12 protein-coding genes and 1 other RNA gene are annotated in these 15,314 nt (G+C 35.7%); 7 read left to right on the top strand and 6 right to left on the bottom strand.

The genetic code is table 11. From position 1 onward, the window contains the following. Positions 1–264: 264 nt before the first annotated feature. From ACN1CN_RS13225 to ACN1CN_RS13215, 3 genes are all read left to right on the top strand, one after another. Positions 265–1,317, top strand: a complete 1,053-nt coding sequence (locus tag ACN1CN_RS13225) for a sensor histidine kinase (RefSeq protein WP_264524577.1) — start codon at positions 265–267, stop codon at positions 1,315–1,317. Next, a complete protein-coding gene (locus tag ACN1CN_RS13220; RefSeq protein ID WP_419135998.1) occupies positions 1,307–2,008 on the top strand; it encodes a LytR/AlgR family response regulator transcription factor in 702 nt (233 codons plus the stop codon). The genes ACN1CN_RS13225 and ACN1CN_RS13220 overlap by 11 nt, the downstream gene beginning before the upstream one ends. Before the next feature lie 176 nt (positions 2,009–2,184). After that, positions 2,185–3,654, top strand: coding sequence for an MFS transporter (locus tag ACN1CN_RS13215; RefSeq protein ID WP_419135997.1), 1,470 nt, complete (start codon positions 2,185–2,187; stop codon positions 3,652–3,654). Between the two features lie 194 nt (positions 3,655–3,848). On the opposite strand, the gene fsa is transcribed toward ACN1CN_RS13215, so the two are convergent. The 3 genes from fsa to ffs all read right to left on the bottom strand — a co-directional run bounded on the left by fsa (position 3,849) and on the right by ffs (position 5,745). Beyond that, a complete protein-coding gene (gene fsa / locus ACN1CN_RS13210; protein ID WP_173968024.1) occupies positions 3,849–4,505 on the bottom strand; it encodes a fructose-6-phosphate aldolase in 657 nt (218 codons plus the stop codon). Between the two features lie 44 nt (positions 4,506–4,549). Continuing rightward, positions 4,550–5,353, bottom strand: a complete 804-nt coding sequence (locus ACN1CN_RS13205; protein WP_419135996.1) for an SDR family oxidoreductase — start codon at positions 5,351–5,353, stop codon at positions 4,550–4,552. 294 nt (positions 5,354–5,647) lie between these two features. Beyond that, positions 5,648–5,745: signal recognition particle sRNA small type (ffs, locus tag ACN1CN_RS13200), an RNA gene on the bottom strand. 88 nt (positions 5,746–5,833) lie between these two features. Between ffs and ACN1CN_RS13195 the strand changes: the two genes are divergently transcribed. Further along, on the top strand, positions 5,834–6,886 hold the full coding sequence (locus ACN1CN_RS13195) for a glutaminyl-peptide cyclotransferase (RefSeq protein WP_419135995.1): 1,053 nt from the start codon (positions 5,834–5,836) through the stop codon (positions 6,884–6,886). 105 nt (positions 6,887–6,991) lie between these two features. Next, a complete protein-coding gene (gene hutI / locus ACN1CN_RS13190; protein WP_419135994.1) occupies positions 6,992–8,230 on the top strand; it encodes an imidazolonepropionase in 1,239 nt (412 codons plus the stop codon). A gap of 75 nt (positions 8,231–8,305) precedes the next feature. On the opposite strand, the gene ACN1CN_RS13185 is transcribed toward hutI, so the two are convergent. Beyond that, positions 8,306–9,184 (bottom strand): hypothetical protein, encoded by an 879-nt coding sequence (locus ACN1CN_RS13185; protein ID WP_173968029.1) that lies wholly within the window; start codon positions 9,182–9,184, stop codon positions 8,306–8,308. Between the two features lie 97 nt (positions 9,185–9,281). Here ACN1CN_RS13185 and ACN1CN_RS13180 point away from each other — a divergent pair, with 97 nt between their 5' ends. Both ACN1CN_RS13180 and ACN1CN_RS13175 read left to right on the top strand, forming a co-directional pair. Continuing rightward, positions 9,282–10,319: a formimidoylglutamase gene (locus ACN1CN_RS13180; protein ID WP_264524583.1), complete on the top strand. Its 1,038-nt coding sequence runs from the start codon at positions 9,282–9,284 to the stop codon at positions 10,317–10,319. Positions 10,320–10,454: 135 nt separating this feature from the next. Next, positions 10,455–11,705: a DEAD/DEAH box helicase gene (locus tag ACN1CN_RS13175; RefSeq protein WP_419135993.1), complete on the top strand. Its 1,251-nt coding sequence runs from the start codon at positions 10,455–10,457 to the stop codon at positions 11,703–11,705. Here ACN1CN_RS13175 and ACN1CN_RS13170 read toward each other — a convergent pair. Both ACN1CN_RS13170 and ACN1CN_RS13165 read right to left on the bottom strand, forming a co-directional pair. Then, the gene (locus tag ACN1CN_RS13170) at positions 11,702–13,888 is read right to left on the bottom strand and encodes a response regulator (RefSeq protein ID WP_419135992.1); all 2,187 of its coding nucleotides are present in this window, start codon (positions 13,886–13,888) and stop codon (positions 11,702–11,704) included. The two genes, ACN1CN_RS13175 and ACN1CN_RS13170, sit on opposite strands and share 4 nt — an antisense overlap. A 127-nt stretch (positions 13,889–14,015) precedes the next feature. Further along, positions 14,016–15,299: a dicarboxylate/amino acid:cation symporter gene (locus ACN1CN_RS13165; RefSeq protein WP_264524586.1), complete on the bottom strand. Its 1,284-nt coding sequence runs from the start codon at positions 15,297–15,299 to the stop codon at positions 14,016–14,018. Positions 15,300–15,314 lie beyond the last annotated feature (15 nt).

The raw sequence follows: 15,314 nt of genomic DNA, 5'->3' as shown, positions 1-15,314 counted from the left end.
AACAAAATAAATATTTACCACAAAAAAAAGAGCTTTTTAGGTACAATCGTTTAACAATCATTAACATTTTAATCACAATTACAAAGGAACGACACTCAATATTTCATAATATACTTTACGAAAACGTTATCCGTTTAAAATACAGCAACACATTTCTCTTTTTCAAAATTTTCTTTAAAAGAATTGCGTTTTAGCAAGTAATTGTTTAAAGTTGCACAATATTATTAATCAGAGCATCAAGCCCTGTAAACTGTTAAATAAAAGTTGAACGAGATACGAAAATTAAAATTTGACATCAAACTTAAAAACCACGTTTGGTTTTGGGGCAGCTATTTTACTCTTAACTTTTTAAGATGGGGAGCTTACTTTAATGATTACCCTTATTCGTTTAAATCGAACCTGATCGAATTCTCGTTACACATTCCACTAGTCTATTTCAATTTATTTGTACTGGTACCCCGTTACGTACTCAAACAAAAATACATTCAGTACACTTTTTTGATGGTCCTGAGCTTGTTGGGTGTTTATTTAATAAAAACCGGTCTTACCTATTATATTATATCTGAAAATATATGGCCCGAAGCGAACCGTGAATATCATACTTTCGACATCAACCACGTACTAGCGGTCTGTATTGGTGAATTGTATGTGGTTGCCATGGCTTCTTCTGTCTACCTTACTTTAACCTGGTTGAGAGAAAGGGAAAGAAACAGATCTTTAAGAGAAAATCAGTTCAGGATAAAGTTAAAATATCTTGAAAATCAGATTCAGCCGCATTTCTTTTTCAACACCCTCAACAATCTGTATGCTTTATCCCTTGAATCGTCGGATAAAGTTCCCGATGTCATTATAAAACTATCCAATTTGATGGAATATGTTTTATATGATGTAAAAGGAACCAAATCTGTTCCTTTAATTAAAGAGATTGATTACATCCAAAATTATATCGAAATTGAGAAGTTACGCTTTGAGAATGTTGAAGTTACCATCAACTTAGAATCGAATATCGAGGATATTGTCGTACCCCCGTTACTCTTTATTTCATTGGTCGAAAATGCCTTTAAACACGGTGGGGTCAACAATAATAACCTAAAAATTAAAATCAATTGTAAAGTTATTGACAATAAAATGTTAGACTTTGAAATCTTAAATAATTTTGTAATTTCACAAAATATTAATGCGAAAGGCGGAATTGGTCTCGCGAATACCAAAAAGAGATTAAAGCTGATTTACAAAAATGACTTCAGTCTAAAAAACACAACTAAATTAAATTACTATATAATCCGTTTGCAAATACCTCTTGATAATGAAAATTAAATGCGTGTTGGTTGACGATGAGCCTTTAGCAATCAAAGTCCTGCAAAATTATTTTACCAATTTTACAGATTTTGAGGTAATTGGCACATTTAATAATTCTCTGGAAGCGCTTGATTTTATAAACAGTACTACTGTCGATGCTGTATTCTTAGACATTAACATGCCTATGATGACAGGATTTGAACTTATTAGCTTGATCGAAAACAAAACCAAAGTTATCATTACAACTGCCTTTAGAGAATTTGCCGCAGAAAGCTACGATCTTGATGTACTCGATTACTTAGTAAAACCTATTCCCCTTCCAAGATTTATAAAGTGCATCAATAAAATCACCACCGAATACAATTTAAAAAACAATATTAAAGTCGAAGCCGCCAAAGGAGACTCTCATATTTTTATCAAAGTCGATAAAAAAATGATGAAAATTAATATTGAAGAAATTTTGTTTGTGGAAGGAATGAAAGAATATATAAAAGTGGTGACTTCAGACAAAACCTATATCACTCATAAATCTCTAACTTCATTGTCTGAAGAATTACCGGCCGACCGGTTCCTGCGCATCCACAAATCCTATGTAATCGCACTCAACAAAGTAAAATCAATTGAGGGCAACCGCATTCAGATACAATCTTATACCATTCCAATTGGAAGAAATTACAGCAAAGAAGTAAAAAACAAAATTCTGGAATAAATTCAACTTACTAAATCGATTTTCTAACTCGGTAAAAATTAACACATTGTTGAAAAAATCACGTCGTTGGTTTAAATTTAACATTATTTGTGGCTTTTTATTTTTTTTTGATACACTTAACAAATATATTTACGGTCTTCAAAAAACAATAAAATAAAAAATTAACCTCTTAAATTATGAGTTCAGAAAATGTTCAAACCAAATGGGGACAGTTTATCTCGTTGATAATTGTTTTCTTCTTTTGGGGTTTTGTTGGTTCGGCCAATGATATCCTGATTCCAGTTTTCAAGAAAGTATTTACCTTATCGCAAGTGCAATCGCAATTAGTAGCCTGGGCCTTTTATGCAGCTTACTTCGTAGGATCATTGATTTTCTTCCTGGTATCTTTAAAATTAGATGTTTTACAAAAATTCGGATACAAAAAAACACTTTCTGCCGGTTTACTATTATCTGCTTGTGGTTCATTTTTATTCATTCCGGCTGCAACAATGGAAAGTTTCCCTTTCTTTTTAACAGCTTTATTTACAGTAGGTTTAGGATTTTCAATCCAGCAAATCGTAGCAAACCCTCTTGCAATTAAAATGGGAAGCCCTGCAACAGGTGCACACCGTTTGACTTTAGCAGGTGGAATCAACTCTTTCGGAACTACTATTGGGGCTATTTTACTTGGAATCGCTTTGTTCGGAATGGGAGACAACAAAAAAACAGCCTTATCATTAGAAGATATCAAACTGCCTTTTATTATTCTTGGACTTGCTTTTATTGTCGTAGCCATTTTCATGAACTTCTCTAAAATTGAAGATCCTGCAAAAGAAGACGAAGAAGAAATTAAAGTAGCACACGAAAAATTCAATATCTTAGATTATCCACAACTCTATCTTGGAATGTTAGGGATCTTCATCTACGTAGGTACAGAAGTAACTATTATCAGTAACCTTCCTGCTTTATTACACACAGCCGAATTTGGCAACATCCTCGAGGATGCTATCGCTCCGTTTATTGCCCTTTACTGGGGAAGTTTAATGATTGGCCGTTGGAATGGTGGAGTTAACGTTTTCAATACTTCTAACTTAGTAAACACAGCACTTAAATTCATCGTACCGGCTATAGCATTTGGAGTAATTATTGGCGCTAACCTTTTTGCTGCACACGATGTTTCTTCCTTTTATATCTACCCAATCTGGATCTTATTGTTTATCGCAGTGAGTTTTGTTGGAGGTAAAAATGCCGGAAAAACACTAATGCTTTTCGGAATATCAGGTGCATTAATGATGTTTGCCGGATTGGTTTGCCCGGATCCGCAAATTGCTAAATTCTTCTTCATCTCAGGAGGTTTATTCTTGTCTATCATGTGGCCGTCTATCTTCGACTTAGCCATTGCAGGTTTAGGAAAAAACACTGGAAAAGCGTCTTCATTCTTAATCATGATGATTCTTGGAGGAGGAATTATTCCTTTAATTCAGGGAAGCATCTGTGATATCGACCTTACAAGTCCAAATGGAATTTTCGGAATTACATGGACACACTTCTCTTATATCGTTCCTCTAATTGGTTTTGCTTATTTAGGATTCTACGGTTTCTATTGCCCTAAGATTTTAAAAAGACAAGGAATCAACCATGTTGAAGGTGGTGGCGGAGGTCACTAAACCTGGATAAAATTTAAATTCCAAATCTCAAATTCCAAACCTTTAAGCGCTTGGAATTTGGAATTTGAGATTTGTTTTTTTTATACTAATTACAACAAACCCGACAGGTTTTTGAAACCTGTCGGGTTTATATAAAACAAAAAAAACGCCATCTTGCTATTGAAAAATGGCGTTTTTAATTTTATAACTAAGGACTACTTGTTTCCTTTTTCAAAATCAGCTACAAACTGAGCCAATCCGATATCTGTTAATGGGTGTTTCAACAATCCGTAAATTGCAGAAAGAGGTCCTGTCATTACATCAGCACCAATTTTAGCACAGTTTACAATGTGCATCGTGTGACGTACAGAAGCTGCTAAAATTTGAGTTTCGTAACCGTAGTTATCATATACCAATCTAATTTCTTCGATCAGATTCAATCCGTCAGTCGAAACGTCATCTAAACGACCTACAAACGGAGACACATAAGTTGCTCCTGCTTTTGCAGCCAAAATAGCCTGTCCAACTGAAAACACAAGCGTTACATTTGTTTTAATTCCTTTATCAGAGAAATATTTTGCAGCCATAACACCTTCTTTTGTCATAGGCAATTTCACCACGATTTGATCATGCAATTCAGCCAGCTCCTCACCTTCTTTAATCATTCCGTCAAAATCAAGCGCATTTACTTCAGCACTTACATCTCCTTCAACCAAATTACAGATGTCAACATAATGCTTTAAAATGTTGTCTTTTCCAGTAATTCCTTCTTTAGCCATCAATGATGGGTTAGTCGTTACACCATCCAAAACGCCTAAAGCCTGTGCTTCTTTAATCTGAGCTAAGTTAGCCGTGTCAATAAAAAATTTCATAATCTATTTATATTTAATTGTGTGTTTAAAAATTTCGTGCAAAATTACAACTTATAATGATTCATCAGCATTTTTTCGTAAACTTTATCCGGAAGTGCACGCTTTAAAACAATCGAAAACTTCTGCATAAAAGCACCTACTTTGTAATGCACTTTTGGTTTTTCCTGTTGGATGATTTTATAAACTGCTTCCGCCATTTCATTTGGATTCCCTCCTGCATCAACATGCTCGTTCATCGTAGAAAGAATATCACCGTACACTTTTTCATAAGCCGAACCTTTTACAACCGGTGCGTGGTAACGGCCTGCTGCAATATTGGTTGCAAAATCTCCCGGTGCCACATTGGTAATATCAATTCCAAATGACTTCACCTCCATACGCAAAGCCTCCGTAATCAATTCCAAAGCCCCTTTTGAAGCCGAATAAACACTGCGATAAGGCAATCCCATATAACCTGCGATTGAAGTGATATTAATAATCAAACCCGATTTTTGTTCCCTCATTTGAGGTAAAACAGCTTTCATTACTTCGATGGGTCCGAAAAAATTGGTTTCAAAATTATTTTTGATTTCCGCAGTCGGAATTTCTTCCAGAGGTCCGGTAATCCCAACACCCGCATTATTGATAACAACGTCAAGCCTTCCCGAAGTAGCAATAACCTCTGCTACTGCCGATTTTATAGAATCGGCATTGCGAACATCTAAAGCAACTAATGGAAAAACTGAATGCTGTACCTTTTCAGGATTTCGGCTCGTTCCGTATACTACGAAACCTTTTTGATGCAAGAACTCTCCAATTGACTTCCCAATTCCTGAAGATCCTCCGGTAATTAAAACAACTTTACTCATTGTGTGCTTTATGTTAGATGTGAAATGTTATTTGTGAGATGTTTTATGTGAAATGTTGTCTGTGAGATAAAATATACTAGACGCAGACTTTTAATTATGATTGTTAAATGTACTTGTTTATAAATAGAATTTCTGCAATACAAAAATCTTCTTCCCTAAAACATCTTACATCTTACAAGCAACATTTTACATTTTACAAAAAGGTCAAAAATAAAAAAATCCTCCATAAGGAAGACTACTTTTAAATTAATTCTAAAAAAAAATCCCGAAACATCGGGACTACAAAAAAAAAAAAAATGGCAAGCGACCTACATCGCACCGCTCAACCACGTACCCTTGCTATGTTCCCATCCTGGGGGAGTCTGCAGGAGCTGGTCGTGTAGGACTTGCCGGTGCAAATATACAATCTTTTTATATTTTTGCAAGACCTTTGTTGCTATAAAAATATCATCGTATATTGGCTTATTCAAATTTTAAACTATGAAAAAATATAACTTCCTAACTGTCATTTTATTAGGAATCACATTAATTGGATGTGGAGATACAAAAAAAGGTGAAAATTCTTTATTCACCATCGATGATTCTGCTTTTCCGGCTCATTTTTTGCCTCAGGAAGCCATTTCGATCGGCATTTTGAACCCAAATTCTAAAGAAATCGACAGCATTGCCTACTTCATAAACGATAAAAAAGTGGGAAGCACTAAAGGTGCTGAAAAATTCAAATTTGAATTAAAAGATCAAAAATTAGGATACCAATATTTAAAAGCGACCGTTTATTTTGGATCAGACTCCTCTGATGCTACCAAACGTGTTGAGCTGGTTTCGAATATTGAGCCTAAATTATTAAAATACAAAATAATCAATACCTACGCTCACGACAAACAAGCTTTTACGGAAGGATTAGAATTTTATAAAGACACTTTATACGAGAGCACTGGGCAGGAAGGCGCTTCTTACTTAAGAAAATACGATTACAAGACCGGAAAAGTTTTCAAACAAGTCGATTTAGACAAAAAGTATTTTGGTGAAGGAATTACTTTTATTAATGGCAAATTATTCCAGCTGACCTGGCAAAACAAAACCGGTTTTATCTACAATGCCAACACTTTGAAACTGGAAAAAACTTTTGCTTATGAAAAAGACATCGAAGGCTGGGGAATGACCAATGACGGGAAATACATCTACCAAACCGATAAGACAGAAAAAATCTGGAAAATGGATCCGGCAACTCAAAAAATGATCGATTACATCAACGTTTACTCGGGAACTTCAAAAATTAAAGCCATTAATGAATTGGAATGGATTGACGGAAAAATCTACACCAATGTATGGTTCAAAGATGCAATTGCAGTGGTCAACCCTACTTCGGGAGCTGTAGAAGGGATTCTGGACATGTCAGGATTACGCAAACTGATGAGCGATGTGACCAAAGACGATGTTTTAAACGGAATCGCTTACAACCCAAAAACCAAAACTATTTTTGTTACCGGTAAAAACTGGAGCAAAATGTTCGAAATAACCGTTTCAGAATAAACAAACACAAATTACTTAAAACACAAATTTCATTCAGCGTAAAAATTCGCAACTTGACCAAAGGGAACAGGCGAAGCAAATTTGTGTTTTACAACAATACCAACAATGACAACTCTTATAACAAACATCAAAGAATTACTTCAGGTTCGCGAAACTTCAATCGCTAAGGTTTCGGGAGCAGAAATGGCCATACTTCCAACGCTGAAAAATGCCTATTTAATTCTAAAAGACGATCTTATTCAGGATTATGGTCTGATGGAAAACCTTCCTGAAGCTCATGCCGATTTAACAATTGATGCTACCGGACGAATGGTAATGCCTACCTGGTGCGACAGCCATACACACATTGTATATGCAGGAAACCGCGAACAGGAGTTTGTAGACCGAATTAACGGATTTTCATATGAGGAAATTGCGAACCGTGGTGGCGGAATTCTAAACTCGGCCAAAAAACTCAACGAAACTTCAGAAGAAGAGATCTACGAGCAATCGAAACTTCGTTTAGAAGAAGTCATGCATTTAGGAACAGGCGCCGTAGAAATAAAATCCGGTTACGGACTTACGATCGAAGGTGAATTAAAAATGCTACGCGTCATTCAGAAACTTGCCCAAAATTATCCTATTGCTATAAAAGCTACTTTTCTGGGCGCACATGCTTTTCCTTTACATTACAAAGAAAACAAAGCAGGTTATATCGATGAAATCATCACCAAAATGCTGCCCGAAATTGCCCAAAACAAACTGGCCGATTATGTGGATGCCTTTTGCGAAACCGGATATTTTTCTGTTGAAGAAACCGAAAAAATCATGGAAGCGGGAATACAATATGGTCTGAAGCCAAAAATTCATGTCAACCAGTTCAATTCTATTGGCGGTATACAGGCAGGAATCAAATACAAAGCCCTTTCTGTTGATCATCTCGAAATTATGAACCCGGAAGACATTGAAGCTTTAAAAAACACCGAAACAATGCCTGTCGCATTGCCGTCCTGTTCTTATTTTTTAAGCATTCCTTATACTCCTGCCCGCGAAATGATCAAAGCAGGCCTACCAATTGCTCTGGCTACCGATTTTAACCCTGGTTCTACTCCATCCGGAAATATGAATTTTGTAGTAGCAACGGCTTGTATCAAAATGAAAATGACTCCCGAAGAAGCTATAAATGCCGCTACTATAAATGGCGCTTATGCCATGGACCTTTCGGAAACACACGGAAGTATTACCAAAGGCAAAAAAGCCAATTTAATTCTAACAAAACCGATTTCATCTTACTATCAAATTCCATACGCTTTTGGCAGTAATTTAATCGAAAGCGTTTTTCTTGAAGGAAAAATTCTTAAATAATAAAGCATAAAAAAAGGTCTGTGAAAATCACAGACCTTTTTTATTTTAGTGGTATTTGTCCTAAACGGCTCGGTATTATCTTAAGCTGAAACTAGTTTTAGAAACCAATTCGTCATTATCAAAAACATTAATAAAGTAAGTACCTTTTTCAAAATCTTTACCAATTAAATCTTCTGAAACGTTTACTGTTTTGTTTTCATATCTAACAGTCGTTTTAAAGCTATACGTTAAAGTATTATCTCCAAAACTTTCTGTTTTCTTTTCTCCTAAAACATTGTTTTTAGAATCGATAACTTGTACATAATACGTTTTATCTCCTGATTTAGCGATTTGATTTTCAGCAATAGTAAAACTTACTTTCAAAACATCGGCACGGCTTGCTTTATCGGTTTCGATTTGTTTCCCTGAACCTTTTACTTTGTAAGCGATCGTTTTTGTATTTAATACAGATAATTTAGCTCCTTTTTCAACTGTTTTAGCCAACTCTTCGTTTTGACCAACTAAAACTTCATTGTACTTTTTAGATTCTCCTAAAACTACAATTGTACTGTCTCTTTGAACTGTTAAAACACCATTTTGTTTTTTCAACTCATCGTTTTCAGCAACTAAAGTTTTCATTTTACCTTGCATTGCCTGAACTTGTGATCTGTATTTAGATACATCTCCTTTAGATTTATTTAAATCATCCATTAGAGCTACTACTTTATCTCTTTCCTGAATTAACTCATCAGACATTGAAGTGTTTTCAGCAATTGCAGCATCATAAGTTGATTTCAATTCCTGTAAATCTTTCATAACAGATTCTTTTTCTGTCATCGTCGTAGTAAGTTCAGTCTTAACTACATCTGTATCAGATGATAATTTAAAAATATACACTAAGCTACCAATCAGTAGGACTGCTAAAACTGCGATTACCGCTTTTAGACTTGAGTTGTTGTTCTTTGGGTTTTCCATATTTAAAAAATTTTCTTTAAAACAAATTTAAGAATTAATATAAGGTAATAACGTAAGTTGCCACAATTATATTATTTTTGGAAAATATTTTTTTTTCATGGAGAAACTAATTCCTTTTACTGTTAACGATTTGGCAAAAATCACCAATCACAGAAGTGGTGAAATAAAATTCGGAGAAAAAATGGTCATCATACCCAAAGGGGCTGATAAGATCAATTTTCTAAAAGAAAGCGAGGCCAAATATGTGCTTTTTGGGATACCTGAAGATATTGGGGTACGTGCCAATTACGGCAGACCCGGAGCAGCATCGGCATGGGAAAGTGCGATAAAAAGCATTGCCAACATTCAGCACAATCGTTTCTCTAAAGGCAGTCAGATTTTGGTTTTAGGACAATTGGATGTCGCTCAGGAAATGCGCGATGTCGAAAATCTTGATTTTAATGATATCGACGACAGGTCTAAACTTAGTCAGTTGGTAGAAAAAATTGACAAAGAAGTTTCGCATATTATTTTTACGATCATAAAAGCGGGCAAAACGCCAATCATTATTGGGGGCGGACATAATAATGCCTACGGAAACATAAAAGGATCGGCTTTAGCCAAAGGAAAACCAATCAATGCTATTAATTTTGATGCGCACTCTGATTTTAGAATCCTTGAAGGCCGTCACAGCGGTAATGGTTTTTCTTATGCATATGAAGAAGGTTTCTTAAAAAAATATTTCATTTTTGGTCTGCACGAAAACTACACTTCCAAAAGTGTTTTAGACATCATCAAAAAACTCGAAGACCGCGTTCGTTACAATACCTACGACAGTGTAAAAATCCGCAAGGAAAAGGATTTTGACAGGGAAATGGCTTTAGCACTGGAATTCATCAGAACCGATTCTTTCGGGATCGAAATTGATCTGGATGCTATTCCTAATATTGCGAGCAGTGCCATGACCATCAGTGGTTTTTCGGTGGAAGAATTGCGTCAGTTTATTTCCTTTTTCGGACAGCATAAAAATGCCGCTTATCTGCATATTTGCGAAGGTGCTCCGGATTTAGCCGACTCTCCAAACAACAATCTAATTGGTAAGCTTATAGGGTATTTGGTAACGGATTTCATCAAAGCGAATAACGAAAAAATCTAGTCAAAGCAGCAAGTACAGCTGTTGAAAATTAAGGCATTTGCCAAATAAAATGATATTCAAATAAAGGATTAACCGAATAAACCTATCTTTGCACAGAATTTTAGTACTTAAAACTAAATTCTTAATATGTAAGATATGTTATTCGAAGATCTATCACTCTCAAAAAGTATACAAAAAGCCGTATTTGAAGAAGGCTACCTAAACCCCACTCCTATTCAGGAACAATCTATTCCGATCGTTTTATCGGGAAGGGATTTAATTGGTTGCGCACAAACAGGTACAGGAAAAACAGCAGCATTTGCTATTCCAATCATACATCAGTTACACCGAATTGTAGGTTCTTCTAAAAAAGCCAAACAAATTCGCGCCCTTATAGTTACTCCTACACGTGAATTAGCGGTTCAGATTGGACAAAGTTTTGATACTTATGCCAAATATACCAACTTAACGCAATTGACCATTTTTGGAGGAGTTTCGCAAAATCCGCAGGTAGATACGCTAAAAAATGGAGTTGACATTTTAGTTGCTACTCCGGGCCGATTACTTGATTTACACAAACAGGGATTTCTGGATCTGGATCATTTACACACTTTGGTGTTAGACGAAGCCGATCAGATGCTGGATATGGGTTTTATCAATGACGTGAAAAAAATTGTAAAACTTACTCCTAAAAACAGACAGACTTTATTGTTCTCGGCTACTATGCCGATTGCGATTCGCGAACTGGCCGAAATGTTTTTAAAGGATCCTGCGAAAGTAGAAGTTTCACCAGTTTCATCTACAGCAGAAACCGTTGAACAACGCATTTATTTTGTAGAAAAAACAGAGAAAAGAAACTTACTGTATCATTTGATCAAAAATGAAAATCTATCCAATGTACTGGTTTTTTCAAGAACCAAACATGGTGCTGATAATGTGGTTAAAGCGCTTCGCAAAAAAGACATTCCAGCTGAAGCGATTCACGGAGATAAATCTCAAAATGCAAGACAACGTGTTTTGGATGCTTTTAAAAACAAAGAAGTTGGTGTTCTTGTTGCGACAGATATTGCCGCAAGAGGAATCGACATTGACCAGTTGCCATTTGTAATCAACTTTGATTTACCAAATATCCCGGAAACTTATGTACACCGTATCGGGCGTACCGGACGTGCAGGAAACGGAGGAATTGCCATTTCGTTTTGTGGTAAAGACGAGCAGCCTTACTGGAAAGACATTCAAAAATTAATAAAGGTAGATGTAAAAACGATTACAGATCACCCTTACCCATGGCACTCCGGAAGTCCGGAAGCAACGGAAGAGAAGCCTAAAAACTCGAACCAAAGCGGTGGTGCTCATAAATCGAGAAAATCAAATGCTTCTAAGCAAAACAAAAAACGCTGGTACTAACCGGCGTTTTTTGCTTCCAATATTAAGTAATTCATAATTTTAAAAAGCCTTACAGGTTCAAACGGCTTAATAATAATATCGTTTATTCCCGACGAAATGGCCTCGTCTGTAATCTCATCCTTATCAAAGGCTGTTAGTGCTACTATAGGCGTTTTAAGCCCACTCAAACGAATTCTTTTGGTCGTTTCAAACCCATTCATCAAAGGCATATTGATGTCCATTAAAATCAGGTCAAAACTCTCGTCCTCCAGTATCTTCAGAGCCGAGAAACCGTCATCAACTACTTTGCAGATGTAATTGTGTTTTTCGATAATCTTTTTGGTCACCAGCTGATTAATGAGATTATCTTCTACAATTAAAATTTTATATACTTCGTTTGAACTCAAATCCACTTCTATTTCGTCAATAATTTGTTTTGTTTTTTGAGGATCAAACTCAAAAGGAATTGTAAACGTAAAGGATGTTCCCATACCAATCTCACTCTTCAGTGCAATTGTACTTCCAAAAAGCCCCAACAATCGTTTTACAATACTCAGTCCCAAGCCTGTTCCCTGATAGTCTTCATCTTTTCTGCCAACCTGTACAAATTTTTCAAAAATTTTGCCCTGATCCACAATTGCAATTCCAACCCCATTGTCTTTTATTAAAAAGTCCAAAAAGTACATTTTTTCCTCCGACCGGTTAAGCTTTACTATTATTTCGACTTTCCCATCTTTGGTAAATTTCAGCGCATTACTGACTAAGTTCATCAAAATCTGAGCAAGCCTTAACTTATCGCCAATGAGGTACTCCGGAATACAGGGATCTATAGAAACTGTAATTTTATTATTGTTTTTTTGCCCCAAAAAAGAGAGTGAATTTTTGATCATCATAATTTCATCCGAAATATTGAAGGTCAAATTCTCCAGTATCACTTTGTTTTCCTCAATTTTATTAATCTGAAGAATATCATTTACGAGCGACAGTAAATACCTGGCCGAAAATTTCAACGAACTCAAATGCTGGCTTCTCGACAGTTCTTTGTGTTCTTCCAGCAGCATATTGGTTATTCCCACCACGCCATACAACGGGGTGCGGAGTTCATGACTTATGGTCGAAATAAACTGAGTTTTGAGCAATGAGGCTTCCTCTGCAATTTCTTTTGCCCGTAAAAGCTCGGCATTGTGCTTTTTCTTAAACCTGATGTTTTTTACTAAAGTAATAATAAGAATTAAAAGAATCAGCGAAATCAGTACAAATAAGACGACAATAATTCTTGACTTTTTAAGGCTTTGATATTGAGAATCTTTCTCGCTTTCAATCTTATCAATCTGTCTTTTATACTCGTCTAATTCTAAATTAAAACCCGCAATTGAAGCTTTTTTGAGTTTTTCCTCATTGTACAATTCTGCCGTTATAGCATTATAGGAAGCCAGATTCTCATAAGCTTCTTTGTGTCTTCCAATTTTACTTAAAAACTTAGAATATTCCTGATGCGCATAGGACAGATCGGATTTTTCTTCACTGTTTTTACCCGCCTGAATGGCTTTCAGAAAAAAAGTATTGGCCAGATCGTATTCGTTACTATAACTCGCATACATGCCGTTTAACATGTTTACAACGATCTCTGTCGACTCATCTCCATATTTGCTTTTGTTGCTGTTTACAAACTTCAAAAACGGGTAGCCCGCCTTAAACTCTGCAATATCAAAATAGGCCCAGGCTATATTTACGTTTGTAAAATAGACCTGCGACATCTCATTTAATTTTAAGCTGTAGGCGATGGATTTTTTATAATAATTAATTCCCTTGTTGAATTGCTTCTTTTCGAAACAATAAATATTACCAAGATTATTATGAAGGCTGTATTTTAAGGAATCATTATCGGTGCGGTTAGCGTAGAACAATCCTTTGTTATAGAAGAAAATAGCTTTATCAAATTCCGACAATTCATTGTAATTCCCGGCAATTATTTTATACGATTTTGCTATTAAATTATCATTTTTTGAGGCGGTAGCATAGTTTAATGCTTTGCGGGAAGTGATGAGTGATTTTTCAAAATTCGATTTCTTGTAGTCTTCCCAGGCCTCTTTGACCAGTTTATTGGTCCTTGCTTCCGATATCGTTTCGGATTGTGCGGCAGCGGAATTGGTAAAACAATTCAGACATATCAGCAACAATAAAAAAATCCGTATTCGGGGCATAAATAGGCTAATTTCATCAAATATACATTAAAAATAAAAAGAAGCTGTATTTCCTATAAAAATACAGCTTCTTTTTTATTGAAACTTTAACAAGAATTGATGTTTTTTCCTACTATACTAAAATTAATTATACGTTTTCCGAAGAAATTTCAGTGTCTTTATCATCCTCCCATTGCCCAACAACCGATGTTGCCAAAGCATTTCCTAAAACGTTTGTAGCACTTCTGAACATATCACAAAAATGATCAATTGGCAGGATTAATGCAATTCCTTCAACCGGAATATCAAACATACCGCAAGTAGCCGCTACTACAACCAAACTTGCACGTGGTACACCCGCAATACCTTTACTGGTTAACATTAAAACCAAAAGCATTACCATTTGAGTTCCTAAATCCAGGTGTACGCCATAAAACTGAGCAATAAAAATACTCGCAAAAGTCATATACATCATACTACCATCGAGGTTAAACGAGTATCCAAGCGGTAACATGAATGCTACAATTTTATCTTTCACACCAAAATCTTCCAATTCCTCCGTTAATTTTGGAAAAACAGCCTCACTACTCGTTGTACCAAAAGCAATCGCCAAAGGCCCTGTAATACGTTTTAAAAGCTCTGTCATTCTTCCTTTTAAGAAAATATACCCTACTGCAACTAAAACCACCCACAAAGTACCGATTCCGACTAAAAACGATCCGAAGAATTTAAAATAAGTAATCACCAGTTCTTCCGCATCTCTGATCGCAAATACTCCCGCAATGGCTCCAAAAACTCCAATTGGAGCGAAGTTCATTACATAGTTTACCATTTTTAAAACGATATGCGAAGTCTTGTCTAAGGCATTGATTACCGGTTTTACGGTACTTCCCAAAGAGGCACCAGCTAATCCGAAGAAGATTGAAAATACAACAATCTGTAAAATTTCGTTGGTCGCCATTGCTTCGAAAATACTTTTAGGAACGATGTGTTCCACAAAATTCTCAACCGATAATGTTTTTGTTTTGGCTGTTACTTCTGAAGCTGCAGCCATATCCACATGATCCAGTTTCAAACCTACACCCGGCTCCAGAATGTTTACATAAAACAATCCGATCAACAAGGATATAAAGGAAGCAGTAAAAAACCATCCAAGCGCTTTTCCACCAATTCTACCCACCGTTTTAATATCTCCAAGTTTAGCAATACCCACTACTAAAGTGGTAAATACCAAAGGAGAGATAATCATTTGTACCAATCTGATAAAGATCGTGGCAAGCATTTTTATTTTATTGCTAAAAGACTGTGCTGCTTCAGGCGAAATCGAATTGTGCAAAATAATTCCCAAAGTGGCTCCAAGAACCATTGCAACTATAATTTGCCCTGTTAATCCTTTTAGAAAAGGCTTCTTTTTAGTTTCTGTAACTTGCATTAATTTGTTTGTTTT

The organism is Flavobacterium sp. T12S277 (assembly GCF_048514875.1).
GTDB lineage: Bacteria > Bacteroidota > Bacteroidia > Flavobacteriales > Flavobacteriaceae > Flavobacterium.
This window is presented reverse-complemented; position numbering and strand designations above follow the sequence as displayed.

Bases quoted from the DNA above. Each gene is read 5' to 3' on its own strand.
- ACN1CN_RS13220 (WP_419135998.1), top strand. From the start codon at position 1,307: ATGAAAATTAAATGCGTGTTGGTTGACGATGAGCCTTTAGCAATCAAA.
- ACN1CN_RS13215 (WP_419135997.1), top strand. From the start codon at position 2,185: ATGAGTTCAGAAAATGTTCAAACCAAATGGGGACAGTTTATCTCGTTG.
- fsa (WP_173968024.1), bottom strand. From the start codon at position 4,505: ATGAAATTTTTTATTGACACGGCTAACTTAGCTCAGATTAAAGAAGCA.
- ACN1CN_RS13205 (WP_419135996.1), bottom strand. From the start codon at position 5,353: ATGAGTAAAGTTGTTTTAATTACCGGAGGATCTTCAGGAATTGGGAAG.
- ACN1CN_RS13195 (WP_419135995.1), top strand. From the start codon at position 5,834: ATGAAAAAATATAACTTCCTAACTGTCATTTTATTAGGAATCACATTA.
- hutI (WP_419135994.1), top strand. From the start codon at position 6,992: ATGACAACTCTTATAACAAACATCAAAGAATTACTTCAGGTTCGCGAA.
- ACN1CN_RS13185 (WP_173968029.1), bottom strand. From the start codon at position 9,184: ATGGAAAACCCAAAGAACAACAACTCAAGTCTAAAAGCGGTAATCGCA.
- ACN1CN_RS13180 (WP_264524583.1), top strand. From the start codon at position 9,282: ATGGAGAAACTAATTCCTTTTACTGTTAACGATTTGGCAAAAATCACC.
- ACN1CN_RS13175 (WP_419135993.1), top strand. From the start codon at position 10,455: ATGTTATTCGAAGATCTATCACTCTCAAAAAGTATACAAAAAGCCGTA.
- ACN1CN_RS13170 (WP_419135992.1), bottom strand. From the start codon at position 13,888: ATGCCCCGAATACGGATTTTTTTATTGTTGCTGATATGTCTGAATTGT.
- ACN1CN_RS13165 (WP_264524586.1), bottom strand. From the start codon at position 15,299: ATGCAAGTTACAGAAACTAAAAAGAAGCCTTTTCTAAAAGGATTAACA.